Below are 17,303 nucleotides of genomic sequence, written 5' to 3'. Positions count from 1 at the left end.
GTTACGCCTTTTTGTTCATTTGAAGTGTGGGATAAATGATGAAGACTCAATACAGCACGAGTAAAATCTCGTTAGCAGTGGCATTAAGTCTTGTTTCGGGAGCTATATATGCCCAGGAGCAAGATAATGTAATTGATGAAGTGGTAACTACTGGTAATCGCCTTCAGGGTACTGCTGCAGCGGTAATCGCAGAGCGTAAAAACCAAGCTTTCGTCGCTGATATACTTGGTTCAGAACAAATTGCCCGCACGGGTGATAGTGATGCTGCATCGGCCTTGCGTCGTGTGACAGGTTTGACCTTGGTTGATGGCAAATTTATATATGTACGAGGTTTAGGTGAGCGTTATTCTAGTGCTCGTTTAAATGGCGCTAGTATTCCTAGCCCAGATTTAACCCGTAATGTTATTCCGTTGGATATTTTTCCAACTAATGTCATTGAAAGTTTATCGGTACAGAAAGTTTTTTCACCTAATATGCCAGCTGCATTTGGTGGTGGTAGTGTTGATATTCGAACTAAATCACTGCCTTCAGAGTTTGTTGCAGGATTTCAACTGGGTATCGAGGGGAACTCAAATAATTCAACTGGGTTTACCTATGATAAAAACGATAGTGGACTTCCTGATGAATTAGAGAGCGCTATTGTTCACTATCGAGGTGATTTCTCTTTTCGTAATATTATCGAAAAACATGGTTTAACTGATACAGATAATGCCACTGCTTTTCAGCAAGCCTTTACAACGAATCAAGAGTTGTTAAAAAGTTTGCCACGTAATATGACCTTAAAAGATGGATCGTTATCGCCTAATTATTCATTTCAAGGCGGTATTGGTAATTCTTACGATGAACAATGGTTAGGTGGAACATTCGGCTTCTTGGCGTCTGTGGCTTATGATAATAAATGGAATTACGCAGAACGTACTAATGCTGTGGTGAGTGCCAATAAAACAGATGATTGTGCAACGTCATTTGAGTCAAGTGATGATGTCAATAACAGTTGTTACGACAGTTTTACAGATTCTAAAGTGACAACAGAGAATGAACGGCTAAATGGACTTTTCACTTTAGGTTATCGTCTGGATACTCATGAAGTGAGTTACAGTAAAATTTATATTCAAGATAATGAAGATGAAACTGATATTGGTATTAACCAAAACCCTAGCCAAGGGATCACAATCAGTGTTGATGACAAAGCTGATAGGGAACATCAATTTACTTTTGAAGAGCGTGAGTTAGAAATTGACCAATTTAAAGGCAGGCACACTTTTCTGGATTGGTGGGGACTTGGCGCAGATTGGCAATATACAGAGTCAGAAGTTCATACTGATATTCCACTAGATGTCACTTATAGTTTCTCTGATAGTTATGCAAATAACGAATATCAAAATAGTGCTATTAACGGTGGTAATGGTACCGCTAATTATCAATTTGTTGAGATGCGTGACTTTATGAAGTCATGGGGTGGTAACTTAACTTTACCCATCAGCACGGGTAAGTTTGAAGTTGAATTAAAAAGTGGTTGGGATTACATGGATAGAGCCCGCTATTACACCACCTCCAGTTTCTTTGTGAATAATAATGGTGCCGGTATCACGGTTAACGATACTAATGACGGTATTTTGGATTTAAGTTCATATTTAACTGATGACTTTATTAACAATAATGAAGTATGGGTGTCATTTAACGAACCTGAAGCGCCTGAGGCTGATGATTATTTAGCCGCACAGAAAATACAAGCTGCCTATGGGGCATTCGATGTTATTTATGATAACTCCTGGCGTTTTAGTGGTGGTTTACGTTTTGAATCTTTTCAACAGGTGACACTTGAAACATCAAGTTTAATTTTTAGTCGTGATGATATTGAAAACTTTTACAGCCAAGATCGCATTGTAGATCGCACCATTAATGAAGACGATATATACCCAGCATTGAGTTTAACCTACTTAGGCGGAGAGGGTTATCAGCTGCGTTTTGGTTATGGTGAAACTGTGGTTCGTCCAGATTTACGTGAAGTGGTTCCAGTCGGCTATTTTGATCCGCTAACAGATATCCGCACAACGGGTAGCTTGTCATTGGAATCAAGCCAATTGAAAAACTATGATGCTCGTTATGAGTTGTATGGCGATAATGGTGACAACTTAGCCGTATCTTTATTCTACAAAGACATTGCTAACCCTATTGAATCGGTTCTTGCCGTAGGCGACTCAAGCTATACAGCTTCATTCACTAATGGTACTTCTGCTGAACTATATGGCATCGAAACTGAGTGGTTATATGGCTTGAATTGGCTTGCTGATGGCTTCTTTACTTCTGGTAACCTTACTTTAAGTGATTCAGAAGTCATCATTGAAGCTGCGGATGCTGGTAATTTAACAAATACTGTTAAACGTATGAATGGCCATTCTAAATATGTGGTTAACTTACAATTAAACTATGATTCAGCTGGTGGTGAGCATAGTGGATCTTTAGTTTATAACGTATTTGGTGAACGTATCTTGGCATCTGGTATAGGTGGACGTGGCGATGCTTATGAACAGCCATTTCATTCTTTAGATGCTATCTATACTTGGTATCCTGACTTTAATACTAAAGTTAAATTTAAAGTGAAAAACTTATTGGGTGCAAATCAAGAAGTGCTTCAGTCAGGTGTCGCGGTTAGAACACGTGAAATAGGTACTACATTCGGTGTGAGTTATAGTTACGAATTTTAATTAGCTCCAGTATAGTTTATTTTAAAAGAGCCGCTTTAATAGCGGCTGTTTTTATACATTTTGTCCCATCCTGAAATACGTTGACGTAAAGGGGGTTGTCGAATTACCCCAGAATTGAATATCCTTTTTTGAAATATATTGCTAGGCACATTAGATAACATTTTCTGATAGATGTTTTTCCATAGTGTCATCCTCAAATAGCGCCTTCTCATTGACATAATAAAGTGATCATCGTTCTGTCATTTATCTGTAATATATTTGTCACATTCAGACCTTATCCTCTGCGCAGTTTATAAATAACAGTAAATCACTGTTATGCAATTTTAGGGTTTGAGGTATGACACGACTGACCAAAATATCTGCCGCGTTTTTAGCCATATTTGTAACGGCTGGAAGTAGCGTCGCTCAAGAAGAAAAGGCTCTTCAGCCTGCTGTTAAAAAAGCCACTGAAATTAATCAGTCTGCAGCAAAATCTCAACAAAAAATCAATAATATTACCGATCAAATTGGTGACAAGCTGCAGCAATTCAAAGCTGTCAACAAAGAAATTACCGGTTTAGATGTTTATAACGGCCAACTGCAAAAACAAATTGATAATCAAATGCAAGAAATGGCCGACTTAAATTCGGGCATTGATGGTGTCAGTATTATCGAACGCCAAATCACTCCGCTTATGATGCGCATGATCACCGGCCTTGCTCAGTTTGTTGAGTTGGATGTGCCTTTCCTTGCGCAAGAAAGAAACAAACGTGTTGTTGAGTTACAAGCCATGATGGACAGAGCCGATATTTCACCGTCGGAAAAGTTTCGCAGGGTGATGGAAGCTTACCAAGTTGAGATGGATTACGGACGCACACTCGAAGCCTACAGTGGTTTACATACTATTGAAGGCCAAGAGCGGGATGTGGATTTTTTACGTGTGGGTCGTACTGCACTGATATATCAAACTCGTGATGCCAGCTTGCAAGGTACCTGGAATAAACAAACCCGTCAGTGGCAAGCTTTACCTTCTAGTTACCGTACTCAAGTGACTAAAGGTTTACGTATGGCGAAGAAACAACTTGCACCAGACCTTCTAATGTTACCTGTAGCGATGACGGATTAAGGGCGTGATAAAGATGAACAACATGAAAAACATCCTAAAAAACATATTACTAATAACTAGTCTTGGTTTTGTTTCCAATTTGGTTGTTGCCCAAGAAGATAAAGCGCTGAATTTAGACGCTTTGTTGAAACAACTTGAACAAGGTCAGTTTGCACAAAACAAACAAAATGTGCAGCGAGAAAAAGAGTTTGCTGCAAAACGTTCTGAACAAGACCAAATGTTACGCCAAGCCAAACAAACTCGTGATGCAGCTTTGGCTAATTCTGAGAAGATGGAAACCCAATTCGAAGAAAACGAATTTAAATTGGCTGATTTAAACGAAGCCATGAACAAACGTTTAGGTTCGTTAAAAGAGTTGTTTGGTGTGCTGCAACAAGTTTCGGGCGACACCAAAAGCAAATTTCAAAACTCAATTATTTCTGCACAAATTCCTGGTCGTGCTGAATTTTTAGATGACTTAGCACAGTCTATGGGGTCAACGTCCAAGCTAGCCTCTATTGAAGAAATTGAGCGTGTGTGGTTTGAAATGCAACGTGAAATGACCGAATCGGGCAAAGTCACCACATTCACCACAGACGTCATTGAAGCTGGCGGTAATAAAGTCAGCAAAGAAGTATTACGTGTTGGACCTTTCGCTTTGACTGCCGATGGTAAATACCTAGATTACAACGGAACCACAGGCTCTGTTGCTGAGCTAGTACGTCAACCGGCTGGTCGTTATGGCGACAGCGCTGTAGCGCTTCAGCAGTCATCTGGTGATTTGGTGGAGTTTGGTTTAGACCCTACTGGTGGTTCAATTCTTAAGTTGTTAGTACAAGCCCCTAGTTTGAAAGAGCGAGTTGAGCAGGGTGGCACTGTTGGTTACATCATCTTAGCTGTAGGTCTAGTTGGACTATTGATTGCGGTTTGGCGTTTTATCTCATTGTCTATTGAAGGTGCCAAGGTTAATCGTCAACTTAAATCAAGTACCTTTAAAGACAACAACTCCCTTGGCCGTGTTATGCAAGCCAAAGATGACTTCCCAGAAGCAGATACTGAAGCATTAGAGTTACATCTTACCGAAGCGATTTTAGGTGAAGTACCTAAGTTAGGTCGCTCGCTGAGCATCATTAAAGTGATATCGGTAGTGGCTCCTTTGATGGGTTTACTAGGTACGGTTTCGGGCATGATCAACACTTTCCAAGCCATTACTTTATTCGGTACTGGTGATCCTAAATTGATGGCTGGTGGTATTTCCACAGCCTTGGTGACCACAGTATTAGGCTTGGTAGTGGCTATCCCAATGACCTTGTTATACGCAGTGTTAAATACTCGAAACAAAAGCATTGTTTATATATTACAAGAGCAAGCGGCAGGCGTGATTGCCGAGCGTGCTGAGGCTCATGCCGCAGCTACTAGCAGCAACAAAGCTTAATTCATCATGATTGAAATACTCGAAAGCATTCGCGACTTTACCGAAACCGGTGGGCAGGTCCTACTGATCATCGGTGGCTTGATATTTGTTATGTGGTTAATGATCTTAGAGCGCGCTATGTATGTGTTTGTGACACATAAACAGTATAAAAGTGCGGTGATAGCTAAATGGCAAGCCAGAGCTGAACGCTCGTCATGGAACTCCGAGCAAATTCGCCAGGCGATGATTTCTCGGGTGTCGTTAAAACTCAGTACTGGTGTGCCGATTATCCAATCATTAGTGGCCTTATGTCCGCTACTTGGCTTAATGGGCACAGTGACAGGCATGATTGAAGTATTTGATGTGATGGCGATTTCAGGCTCAGGTAACGCACGTTCTATGGCATCGGGCGTGTCAAAAGCGACTATCCCCACTATGGCTGGAATGGTCGGTGCTTTGTCGGGAGTATTCGCCTCAACATGGTTAGCAAGAACAGCAAAAAAAGAAAGAGCCAGTCTAGAAGACTCGCTGCGCCTAGAACGAAAGCATTAGCAAGGTAAAGCTTAATCCTGCGAATTGGGTTAACAACAAGAGATTATTATGAAACAGCATTTCCAAAACTTGATGGACGAAGAAGAAGCAACAATCGACATGACACCTATGCTGGACGTTGTATTTATCATGTTGATTTTCTTTATTGTGACTGCGTCTTTTGTTAAAGAAGCGGGCATAGACGTTAACCGCCCAGAAGCGGCTACAGCTGTGAAAAAAGACCGCGCTAATATTTTGGTGGCGATCAGTGCAAAAGGTGATATCTGGATCAATAAACGCAAAGTGGACGTACGTGCAGTACAAGCCAATATCGAACGTTTATATGCTGAAAATCCCCAAGGCACTGTGGTTATCCAAGCTGATAGAAAAGCCACTACTGACGTGTTGATTAAAGTGATGGATGCATCACGAGCAGCAGGCATTGAAGATGTGTCTATTGCAGCTCAGGAGCCTTAAACAGCCATGCCGCAAGCTAAGACAAAAACAATGCCGCAGACTTTATCAAGACTAGCTTTAGCTGTATTAATGGCGGCTGTTGTCACATTGGGATTGTTCTTTTTGATGCAATCGTTAATTCAAAGTGGTGGCAGTGCGCTAACAGATGCGCCTAAAGGTAGTGTGCTGGATTTTGTTCGTGTGAAAAAAGAAGAGGCGGTACAAAAGAAAGACCGAAAACCTAAAAAGCCACCCAAGCCAGAACAGCCTCCACCGGATATGGCACCACCACAAATGGAAGCGCCTAGTCCAGAAAGTGCCACCAGCGGCATGGATTTTGGTGCAGATGTGGCTGCTGATGTCTCTCTTGCTGGTGGCTTAGCACTGGAGTCTGGCGACGGCGAGTTTTTACCAATAGTGCGTGTTGCTGCTGTATATCCAAGAAGGGCATTACAGCGGGGCATTGAAGGTTATGTAGACGTTGAATTTACAGTATCCAAGTTAGGTTCAGTAACCAGTCCTAAGGTGATACAAGCAGAACCAGCAGGCATTTTTGAGCAAGCGGCATTAGATGCCACTTTAAAATATAAATACAAACCGCGCGTCGTAAATGGCGAACCCATGGAAGTATCTGGGGTTGAAGTGCGGGTTAAATTCGAACTAGGGGGCTAAAATGGCGATGAATAAATTACTACTTAACTTAGTAGCACCTGTCTTAATGACAGGGGTATTAATGTCTGGAATACAAACCAGTATTGTTAACGCAGAAGAAGTAAAAGTAGAGCGTAAAACTAAACGTGTACCTACTTTGCGCTCTAAAGTGTATGACCAGTTATCTCGTGCGCAAAGTTTCGCTGACGCGGGTAAGCAAGCTGAAGCTTTTGAAGTCCTGGACAGCGTTAAGTCTAAAGCCGGTTCAATGAACAGCTACGAACAAGCCATGATGTATAACTTCTATGGCTTTATTCATTATGAAGCTGAAAACTACGAGCAGGCGATTGAAGCGTTCGAGAATGTGGTGCAACAGCAGCCCATTCCAGAAAGCTTCGAACAAGCGACTTTGTTTAGCCTCGCGCAGCTATATATGATGCGTGGTAAATATGATCAAACCATTGCAAAAATCGAGCAATGGGAAGTTATTCAGAAGAGACTTTATCCATCTAAAGATATTCCAGCTAAAAATTTGGTATTAAAAGCGCAAGCTATGTACCAGAAACAAGATTATGCAGCGGCGTCTAACTACATCAACGCAGCGGTATTACAGATTGAAAACAATGACTTAGGTTTCCAAGTTGACGAACAGTGGTATGTGTTGCAAAGAGCAGTCTATTTTGAATTGAAGCAACCAGAAAACGTTAAGAATGTATTGTTAAAGTTAGTGAAAAAATTCGAAGCGCCAAAATACTGGTTACAACTTGCCGGTATGTATGGCGAACTTGGGCAAGAACAAAAGCAACTAGCCATCATGGAAATTGCTGAACAAAAAAGTTTTGTCGCTACTGGCTCTGATATGTTCAATTTGGCACAACTTTATTACTACCACCAACTTCCATATAAAGCTGCCGCCATTATGCAAAAAGCTATTGATGCCGGTAAGTTACCTGAAGATGAGCGTAACCTAACGTTTTTAGCGCAATCTTGGAATTCAGCTAAAGAAACAGAGAAAGCTATTCCCGTTATGTTGGCTGCGGCTCAATTATCTGCAACAGGCGAGTTGCACGCACAACTAGGTCAAATGTATCTAAACATGGACAAATGGCAACAAGCCATTGCTGCTTCACAACAAGCCATAGAAAAAGGTGGTTTGCGTAATGAAGGTATGTCGCATCTTGTTATTGGTATGGCACAATTTAATGTTGGTCAGTACCACGAAGCCTTAAATCAACTTGCTAAAGCTCAGGAATATGATGGCAGCCGAGGCATGGCACAACAATGGTCTAAGTTTGTTGAAGGCGAAAGAAAACAATATGCGACTTATGCTTCTGTAGGTAGTTAATTCTCAGTCTTAATTTTCTATCAAAGCGCCTCGATGGCGCTTTTTTTATCAGTAAATCTAATCTAGTATAGTGATATTAATCGCTTTTATAGATGGATAGTTATGAAATGGCCCAATCTTAAACATCTTCATTATTTGGTTGTATTGCACCAAGAGCAGCATTTCCATAGAGCTGCGCAACATTGTCATGTTAGCCAGTCAACATTAAGTACCGCAATTCAGAATCTTGAGGAACAATTTGGATCTCAGCTGTTAGAGCGAGATCACAAAACCTTTGTGTTTACACCTCTTGGCTTAGAATTAGTGAAGCGCAGTAAAGCTCTGTTAAGCGATGCTCACGAATTGGTCGACTTCGCAAAAAGTGCAGGGAATTGGCAAGTAGGTAAACTCAAAATTGGGGTTATTCCTACTATTGCGCCTTTTATATTTGAAGGTTTGATTGGCAAAGTTAAGCAACATCTCCCCGATATCACACTGCAATTACAAGAAGACACCACTGCTAATTTATTAACACAGTTAAATGAAGGCGGCTTAGATTTACTCATTTTAGCATTACCTATGGAGACCCCAGGTTGTAAACAATTGGTGTTAGGCCACGATCCTTTTCATTTGATTGCCCATAGCGATTTGGTCGAAACTTTACCTGTCCCCTTAGACGTATCGGCTTTGCCTAAAGATAGTGTTTTTTTATTGCAGCAAGAACATTGTATGACAGGGCATGCTGTTAGTGCTTGTGGTTTAAAACATAAGGAACAAGTGAGCTCTTTGGCTGCCAGCAGTTTGTATACCTTAGTGCAACTAGCCAATAGCAAGTTGGGATTTACTTTTATGCCAGAGTTGGCGATTCAAAATCATATATTAAGCACTAAGTCTTTAGTTTCTATGCCTGCAGAGGATATGGCCTATCGCGAAATTGGCATGGTTTGGCGCAAAGGTACAACACGGGTTAGGCTGTTTCGTTATCTAGCAGAGTTAGTTGCTCCTTTGACTCCTATTCCTACATTAACTCGTTAATTTCAAATTAATTATTAAAAAAATAAACTTTTTTACTTTGTCCCTCGACTCTATATTTGAGCAAAGGGGACACACCCTAAACGAAGGGAATTAAAAACAGTGTTTGAGAAAACCGACGAACAACTTATAGCAAAAGCGTTGCAGGGCAATAAACAAGCCTGGCTGAATTTGCTCAAGCGCTATGAAAAGCCCATTTATCACTATGGTATGCGTATGACGGGGAAAAACGAAGATGCGTTGGATTTAATGCAAGAGGTGTTTATTTCGGTATTTCGTAATTTAGCTAGTTATAGAAATGAAGGGAGTTTTAAAAGTTGGTTATTTCGTATCGCACACTTTCGTTGCATAGAGTTTTATCGCCGTAAAAAGCCCACTCAAGGGTTGGACGATACACCAGAAATCGAAAGTGACGAAATTAGTGCAGCTGACAGTATTCATACTAGCCAGGAGAATAAACAGCTAGTGAGCGCTATGCAACAGCTGCCGATGTCACAAAAAGCGGTAGTGGAATTAAAATTTTTTGGTCAGTTTACTTTCGATGAAATTGCCGAGCAAACGGGGATTTCTGCCAACACGGCCAAGTCACGCTTATACGGTGCTTTAGAAAAGTTGAAAACCTTAATGGAGGTCGATTATGCCTAAACATGAATCACAGTTGGGGGATAACTTGAATAAATCTAGATTAAGTAACGAGCAGTTATTGGGGCTTTGGGTTGAGGAACAACTTAGTGAGTCTCAGCAGCATGAATTTGAGCAACGTTGTCTGCAAGACGAAGGTTTTGCCAAGCAAGTGGAGACCTACAATATCTTTGCTGTGCAAAGTGAACACTACCATAGCAATGAAGTCCCTAATTGGAATAGAGAAAGCACCTTTGATATGCCACAAAAAGCGAAGTGGTGGCAATGGCAAGGTTTACCAACACTATCTTTTGCCACTTCTATGTTAGCCATTGTGATGGTGTTGACGGGGTTACAAGTGCGTATGGAAGACGGAGCCATGACCATTAGTTTTTCCGATAAGCAAAGTACCCAGGAAATCGACAGGTTAGTGGATGAGCGATTAGCAGAGTTTCAACAAGTTCAACAGCTGGCGTTAACAGAATACACCCAGGCTATGAGCAAACAACAAATGGATACCAGTACACAGCTGACCCAATATTTGCTCGGAGCCAGTCGCAAAGAGAGACGTGAGGACTTTGCCGAACTGATTAAATATGTCAACGAACAACGTGGCGACGATCAACTATTTTATGCGCGCCAATTAAACAAGTTACAACAAGATATTTATGCCAAGCCTGACCAAATTGGCACCATTAACGAATGAGGATGTAATCATGACTTTATTAATTAGAAAGACCTTATTGGCGCTGGCCTTTAGTAGTTTAGCTATCAGTCCGCTACAAGCTAAAAGTAATGAAACCAATATAAAAGAAGTGCGTAATGAAGTAGGTATTATGCTGAATATTTTACAAGCGACATTAAAACAGCAAAGTTCAAACAAAAATATTCGTTTTCGTGCCGAATCGGTTTTTTACCTTGCCGACCAAGGTGTGGTCTTTGAAATAGATAGCGGCAGGCACGGTGGTAATTTTTTTGGTTTTGATTTGAAAGGGTTAATGAATAGTATCCCTATTGCTCCAACTGCCCCTAATACTAATGGAGGCCGAATTGAAATCGATATTGATGAAAATGAAATTGAAAGAATGGTTATGAGTATTGTGGAGCACGGCGAGCATTATGATGATGAACTAAGCGACAAAATGCGTGATTTAAGCGAGGAGCAACGAGAGTTAGGTTGGGAAAAACGCGAATACGACCGGACACGCAGAGACTTGGAGTTTGAAAAACGTAATGCCGATACTCAGCGTCGTAAAGAGATTGAAAAACGCCAAAATGAACTCAACAAAGAAGTCGCTAAGCTTGAATCTAAAACTAGAGAATTAGAAAAGTTTCGTAGTGATTTGGAAACTGAACGAAATCAGGAAGTAGCGAAGCGCCAAGCTGTTAATCAGAAGATATATAAAGAGTCTTTATCGCTATTTGAAGACACTATAGGTAACATGTTGTGCCGTTATGGTGCTGGCCTTAGGTCATTATCAGATGATGAAAATGTGACATTTTTATTGTCTGACTTTGTCGACGCGGACAATGACAGTGTGATTGGTTCACACGACAAGGTTTATGTATTCAAACACAAAGATATACAAGCTTGTGTGACCGGAAAATCTAACAAAGATAAATTGTTAACAGCTGCCAAGACTTATTTATTTTAATTAGGCAACAAACTTATTAGAGTAAAAAGTCAGCTTGAAGCTGACTTTTTTATTGCAAACCGATAAGCTAACTAGATCTGAGCCACATAAATATTAGTCTTGTGGTCTAATTTGTTATTAGTTAGGACTTTACATGACATCTTCTGTAGTAATTAGCGGTTCTGGTTTATGGAAACCCGACCACAGCATTAGTAATGAAGAACTGGTCATCGCATATAATGCTTATGCTGAACAGTTTAACCAGCAACATAAATTAGCGATTGAACAAGGTGAACTTAAACCTAAACCACTTTCAAGTGCTGAATTTATCGAAAAAGCCTCGGGTATCAAGAGTCGTTACGTCTACGTGAAAGATGGCATCTTAGACATTGACAGGATGCGTCCAAGTATTCCAGAGCGTTTAGATGAAGAAATATCTGATCAAGCCGAAATGGCACTCCATGCGGCCAGAGACGCTTTAAAATCGGCAAATAAAAGACCTGAAGATATTGACGTTGTGATTGTGGCTTGTGCTTACACGCAACGCTCTTATCCTGCATTGGCAATTGAAGTGCAAGGCGCTTTAGGGATTAAAGGTTTTGCTTTTGATATGTTAGTGGCTTGCTCGGCAGCGACTTTCGCCCTACATCGTGCCTATGAAATGGTTACTGCCGGTACGGCTAAGACGGTGTTAGTGATTAATCCAGAATTAACCTCGCCGCAAGTTAACTATTGTGATCGTGATAGCCATTTTATCTTTGGTGATGTGGCGACTGCTATGGTAATTGAAAGCGCCGATACTGCAGATTCAGAACATGTTTTTGAAATCATGAGCACTAAGGCCGTTACCCAATACTCAAATAATATTCGCTCAAATTTTGGCTATGTTAGCCGTGCTAATGACGTTGATCCCTTTGCCGCGGATAAACTTTTTCATCAAGAGGGACGTAAAGTATTTAAAGAAGTCTGTCCTATGGCTGTGGAGCATATTTCTGAGCATTTAGCCCGTCATCAGCTCGGTTCTAATGATGTTTCAAGGTGGTGGTTGCATCAAGCCAATATCAATATGAATACTCTGATAAGCCGTAAATTGCTCGACAGACAACCGACCTTAGAAGAAGCTCCAATAGTCTTAGATACCTTCGCTAATACCGCTTCTGCTGGTTCAATTATCGCGTTTTATCTTCATCACAAAGACTTACAATCAGGTGATGTTGGTTTACTTTGTTCGTTTGGGGCTGGATATTCGATTGGCAGCTTAGTATTAAAAAAACGATAAAGAGCAAGATATGATCGCAACCGTTGGTTATGCAATTAGTGCTATTGGTTACGCCTTTCTTTTACTGCTGTTATTAACAGTTCGAAAGTCAGGGTTAGCAAAGTATCTGTTGGTTTTAGCCACAGGAGCGACATGTTTATGGTCTATCGCACCGTTCATCTTCACCCCACTTTCTATCGAAAAATTACTACTTTTCGATAATATCAAAAGTTTCTTTTGGTTACTTTTTTTGGCTTCATGCTTAAAAGATAATTTTACTAATATTATTGAAGTATTAAGCCGAAAAGAAACCTTGCTGATATTGGCTTTGCCGATTACTGCGATAGCATTACCCTACTTAGGGGTTCATAAAGAATCATGGACCTTTCTTCTCCAGACTGTGATTGCCTTGCAAGTGCTTGTCTTACTTGAAGTTATATATCGTCAGGCAGGTGACAATAGGTGGGCGTTAAAACCTTTAGTATTATATCTGGCTGTCATCAGTGTTTTTGAGTTTGTCACTTTCGCTAATGCTTTGATGGTTGAACAAATTCACATTAATTACATCGCTGCTAGAGGTTACATTTATTCAGCTATGATCCCATTTTTAGTCTTGGCTATAAGGCGAGTCAAAAATTGGGGGGTAGAAATATATATATCTAGAGACATAGTGATGCATAGCACTTTACTGATGGTAGCCGGCGGGTATTTATTCATTATGGCTATGCTTGGTTATCTGGTTAAATACTTAGGCGGACAATGGGGAGCGACTATTCAAGTAGTATTGATCGCCCTGTCTTTAGCACTATTAGTGGCATTGTTTCTTTCTTTGAGTTTTCGGACAAAAATCAAGGTGTTTATTACTAAACACTTTTTTGCCAATCAATTTGACTATCGACATGAATGGTTAAAGTTAACACATTGCCTTAATACCAAAGAGTCAGACGAAAATGTATATGCAACGGCTTTACGAGGGCTAACTCAGGCAGTTGACTACCAAACGGGTTGTTTTATTCAAGCACAAAATGGCGAACTGAAGGTTTTGGCAAATATTGAGAAACCTGATTTAAGTAAAGATGAACAAACTGTGTTGTTAGTGTTTTCCGAATTTTTTAAAACTAAAAATTGGATAATTGATATTGAAGAGCTTAGAACACGGCCCTATATTTATGAAAATCTAAAGGTTAATCATGCCCTATTGAACGGTGTTTCCTTCCAGCTAGTGATCCCTATTTATAAAGACGAAAAATTCTGGGGTATGGTGATTATGCTAGGTTCCGATAACACTAGTAAAAGACTCAATTGGGAGTTAAGGGATTATTTGACTGCAGTAAATGCACAAATTTCAAACTTTTTGTTTCATCATCAAGCAGCACAAGAACTCGCTGAAAATGCACAATTTGCTGCCTTTACACGGATGTCGGCCTTCGTTGTGCATGATTTAAAAAATGTGTTGGCGCAAATTGGTCTTATTTTGAGTAATGCCGAACAGCATAAAGATAACCCTGAGTTTATTGAAGATACCTTCGAAACATTGCATCATACCAAAGCTAGAATGGACAAAATGCTTCGTCAATTGACTAGAAAAAAACACCTTACATAATGGTACCGATAGCTTAGTCACATTATCAGAAAGTGTTATACAAGTTGTTGAACAAAAATGTGCATCCTATTTACCTACACCTAGTGTGATAGTTAACAGTGAAACACCTGTGGTTTTAGATAACGATAAATTTAGTAATGTTATGTACCATCTAATTAGTAATGCACAACAAGCAACCCATGATGATGGTAAAGTTGAAATCGTGATAGATTTATCTGCCGATGAAAGACATATGTTGATCAATATAGTAGACAGCGGGTGTGGTATGAGCGAAGATTTTATTCGCACACGTTTGTACAAACCTTTTGATACAACAAAAGGCAACGCTGGGATGGGCATAGGGGCGTTTGATGCTAAAGCCTATTTAGAAAAAATTGGTGGTCAGTTGCTGGTGCAAAGTACACTGCAACTTGGTACAACTTTTACATTGCGGATTCCAACCAACTAGCAAAATGCAAAGGGCAAAGGGTTTTGAGACATGGATAAGATTTTAGTCGTCGATGACGATTTAGGGATACAAAAACAATTAAAGTGGAGCTTTTCAGGCTACGAGGTTATTTTTGCGGAAGATCGAACCTCAGCTATAGCACAGTTGCGGCGTTTTGAGCCTAAGGTAGTCACACTAGATCTAGGTTTACCACCGGATCCAAGTAATGCAACGGAAGGATTAGCTACTCTAGAAGAAATTTTAGCCTTAGCACCACAAACTAAAGTCATAGTAGTAACCGGCAACAATGACAAAAAAAATGCCTTAAAAGCGGTGAATTTAGGCGCCTATGATTTTTACCAAAAACCAATAGACTCAGACACCATTCAAATATTGGTTAGCCGCGCGATTAACCTTTTTAATTTAGAATTGGAAAATCGCCATTTGGCTGAAGTAGCACCTTCAATGGACAAGATAATAGGCCAAAGTGAAGGGATTTTAGCGGCGAGTAGAAAAGCCGAACGTATCGCACTTACAGATATCAGTACCTTATTACTCGGTGAAAGTGGCACCGGTAAAGAAGTATTTGCTCGTAGTATTCATGAGCACAGCCTGCGTAAAGATAACGCTTTTGTGGCCATTAACTGTGCATCCATCCCTGAGAACTTGCTTGAAAGTGAACTTTTTGGTTATGAAAAAGGGGCATTTACTGGCGCTAGTAAAACCACACCTGGCAAGATTGAAACCGCTCAAGACGGTACTTTATTTTTAGATGAAATTGGTGACATGCCTATTGGTTTACAAGCCAAAATGTTGCGTTTTTTACAAGAGCGAGTTATTGAACGAGTGGGAGGGCGAACTGAAATACCTGTGAATATCCGAGTGATTTGCGCTACTCACCGAGATATTCCAGCTATGGTGGCAGACCAGACTTTCCGTGAAGATTTATTCTATCGAGTAGGTGAAATTAGCATCATTATCCCGCCCCTTCGAGAGCGTGACAATGATGTGGTGTTATTGGCCAAGACCTTTTTGGTGCAATACAATGAGGAATTTAAAACCAAAATAAAAGGTTTCAGTGACTCAGCGATTAAGGCCATGAAACAGCATAAATGGCCGGGCAATATTCGAGAACTTCAAAACAAACTCAAATCTGCAGTGATAATGGCGGAAGGTAGCCATATTCAGGCTGAGGATTTGAGCTTATTGTTGCGAGATGATGGGCCTATTATTGACACACTCAATTTACGAGAAGTCAGAGAGCTTGCTGAAAGTCGTGCTATACGTAATGCCTTTTTAGTGGCAGAACATAATATGTCTAAAACCGCTGAGCTCTTAGGGGTAACGCGACCTACTTTGTATTCACTTATTGAAAAATATCATTTAGAAGATGTCAAAACTGGCAGCTAACCACAATTGATTGAGTTGAGTTTATAATGCCAAGAATCTCAAAAAGTGATGTTGTAAATTCAACTCTGGCTTTTATAACCTTAATTTTATTTTGGTTTTTGGGCTTTTGGTTAAGTCACTATATTGCTTTGCCTGCAGCTTTGTTGGGCTTATTGTTATTATTTATGGGGCTACTTTGTTTGGGGCGTGTGCCCAAACCCCTAGAATATGTCAGTCAATTTTGCTTACGACATTTATCTTTGTTTTTTATTCCCCCTTTGGTAGCTGCATGGTTTTATGCTGAACAGTTGGGTAACAACTTATGGTTATTTTTGTTTGCCATTATGTTCAGTACTTTTATTAGCTTATATCTAACATCTTGGCTAGGGCAACGGTTTTTCGGGCATTCGAATCAATCAGTCAGTCAAGATGACGAAAGTTAATACTGTGGATTGGCAATCAATTATACAGCTTGTTTCAATAGAACAACTCTTGTGGATAACCATTACTTTATTTGCGTATGGGTTAGCGATATGGATTTATAAATATTTCGCTCACAACATCTTGTTTCATCCGATAGTGGTTGGCGCTATTTTGATCGGGTGCATAGGTGTTGTGAGTGCTACACCTCTGCAGGATTACCTGATATTTGTTAGACCAATAAACTGGATGCTTGGACCTGTCACTGTTGCATTGGCCATTCCTTTGTATCAGCAAATTAGACTAATCTACGCTGCTGGAAGTAAAGGTTTGTTAGTGATTATCATAGGTGGATGTGTTGCTCCACTATTGGCGATTGGCTGGTTGTTCTTATTTGATTTTTCAGACCCTGTTAAATTGTCTGTGCTGACTAAGTCTATTACTACGCCACTGGCAGTGGATACGACAAATATTATTGGAGGTATACCCGAACTTGCCGCTGGTGTTGTGGTGATCACTGGCATATTGGGCGTGATGTTCAGCAAGATCATATTTAAGCTGACTCGCTGTGATGACTCACGGGCGCAAGGTTTGGCTTTGGGTACTGTTTCCCATGCCATTGGCACTGCCAGAGCCCATCAGATAGGAGCAAAAACGGGAGCGTTTTCAACAATGGCCTTATGTGTAAATGGCATACTCACCGCCATTGTTCTACCACTCGTTTTTATGTTGTTTGGATAAACTTTGATAG

General features: G+C 40.4%; 15 protein-coding genes and 1 pseudogene. All 16 read left to right on the top strand.

Annotated features, from left to right (window positions below; translation table 11 throughout):
* The first annotated feature begins 38 nt into the window (after window positions 1-38).
* The 16 genes and pseudogenes from GARC_RS05875 to GARC_RS05800 all read left to right on the top strand — a co-directional run bounded on the left by GARC_RS05875 (window position 39) and on the right by GARC_RS05800 (window position 17,293).
* The gene (locus GARC_RS05875; RefSeq protein ID WP_007617793.1) at window positions 39-2,708 is read left to right on the top strand and encodes a TonB-dependent receptor plug domain-containing protein; all 2,670 of its coding nucleotides are present in this window, start codon (window positions 39-41) and stop codon (window positions 2,706-2,708) included.
* Window positions 2,709-3,045: 337 nt separating this feature from the next.
* Window positions 3,046-3,813 carry a DUF3450 domain-containing protein gene (locus GARC_RS05870; protein WP_007617789.1) on the top strand — a complete coding sequence of 256 codons (768 nt, stop codon included), beginning with the start codon at window positions 3,046-3,048 and terminating at the stop codon, window positions 3,811-3,813.
* A 22-nt stretch (window positions 3,814-3,835) separates the two neighbouring features.
* On the top strand, window positions 3,836-5,227 hold the full coding sequence (locus tag GARC_RS05865; RefSeq protein ID WP_039988866.1) for a MotA/TolQ/ExbB proton channel family protein: 1,392 nt from the start codon (window positions 3,836-3,838) through the stop codon (window positions 5,225-5,227).
* Between the two features lie 6 nt (window positions 5,228-5,233).
* Entirely contained in the window at window positions 5,234-5,758 is a 525-nt protein-coding gene (locus GARC_RS05860; protein WP_007617785.1) for a MotA/TolQ/ExbB proton channel family protein, read from the top strand.
* A 48-nt stretch (window positions 5,759-5,806) separates the two neighbouring features.
* Window positions 5,807-6,214, top strand: a complete 408-nt coding sequence (locus tag GARC_RS05855) for an ExbD/TolR family protein (RefSeq protein ID WP_007617782.1) — start codon at window positions 5,807-5,809, stop codon at window positions 6,212-6,214.
* A 105-nt stretch (window positions 6,215-6,319) separates the two neighbouring features.
* A complete protein-coding gene (locus GARC_RS05850) occupies window positions 6,320-6,865 on the top strand; it encodes an energy transducer TonB (protein WP_081587505.1) in 546 nt (181 codons plus the stop codon).
* A gap of 1 nt (window position 6,866) precedes the next feature.
* A complete protein-coding gene (locus tag GARC_RS05845; protein ID WP_007617776.1) occupies window positions 6,867-8,189 on the top strand; it encodes a tetratricopeptide repeat protein in 1,323 nt (440 codons plus the stop codon).
* 102 nt (window positions 8,190-8,291) lie between these two features.
* Window positions 8,292-9,203, top strand: coding sequence for a hydrogen peroxide-inducible genes activator (locus GARC_RS05840; protein ID WP_007617773.1), 912 nt, complete (start codon window positions 8,292-8,294; stop codon window positions 9,201-9,203).
* 99 nt (window positions 9,204-9,302) lie between these two features.
* A complete protein-coding gene (locus tag GARC_RS05835; protein WP_007617772.1) occupies window positions 9,303-9,845 on the top strand; it encodes an RNA polymerase sigma factor in 543 nt (180 codons plus the stop codon).
* Window positions 9,838-10,527, top strand: coding sequence for a hypothetical protein (locus GARC_RS05830; protein ID WP_007617771.1), 690 nt, complete (start codon window positions 9,838-9,840; stop codon window positions 10,525-10,527). Before GARC_RS05835 ends, GARC_RS05830 begins: the two co-directional genes overlap by 8 nt.
* Window positions 10,528-10,537: 10 nt before the next feature.
* Window positions 10,538-11,476 (top strand): hypothetical protein, encoded by a 939-nt coding sequence (locus tag GARC_RS05825; protein ID WP_007617770.1) that lies wholly within the window; start codon window positions 10,538-10,540, stop codon window positions 11,474-11,476.
* A 133-nt stretch (window positions 11,477-11,609) separates the two neighbouring features.
* On the top strand, window positions 11,610-12,734 hold the full coding sequence (locus GARC_RS05820) for a beta-ketoacyl-ACP synthase III (RefSeq protein ID WP_007617769.1): 1,125 nt from the start codon (window positions 11,610-11,612) through the stop codon (window positions 12,732-12,734).
* Between the two features lie 10 nt (window positions 12,735-12,744).
* Window positions 12,745-14,764, top strand: a pseudogene (gene prsK, locus GARC_RS05815) (XrtA/PEP-CTERM system histidine kinase PrsK).
* Between the two features lie 30 nt (window positions 14,765-14,794).
* Window positions 14,795-16,153, top strand: a complete 1,359-nt coding sequence (gene prsR / locus GARC_RS05810) for a PEP-CTERM-box response regulator transcription factor (protein WP_007617759.1) — start codon at window positions 14,795-14,797, stop codon at window positions 16,151-16,153.
* A gap of 26 nt (window positions 16,154-16,179) precedes the next feature.
* Window positions 16,180-16,575: a CidA/LrgA family protein gene (locus GARC_RS05805; RefSeq protein ID WP_007617757.1), complete on the top strand. Its 396-nt coding sequence runs from the start codon at window positions 16,180-16,182 to the stop codon at window positions 16,573-16,575.
* Window positions 16,562-17,293: an LrgB family protein gene (locus GARC_RS05800; RefSeq protein ID WP_052151471.1), complete on the top strand. Its 732-nt coding sequence runs from the start codon at window positions 16,562-16,564 to the stop codon at window positions 17,291-17,293. Before GARC_RS05805 ends, GARC_RS05800 begins: the two co-directional genes overlap by 14 nt.
* Window positions 17,294-17,303: the final 10 nt, after the last annotated feature.

The sequence above is a fragment of the Paraglaciecola arctica BSs20135 genome (genome assembly GCF_000314995.1).
In the GTDB taxonomy this organism is placed as follows: Bacteria; Pseudomonadota; Gammaproteobacteria; order Enterobacterales; family Alteromonadaceae; genus Paraglaciecola; species Paraglaciecola arctica.
The sequence above is the reverse complement of the archived record's forward strand: the minus strand, read 5'-3'. Positions and strand labels throughout refer to the sequence as shown.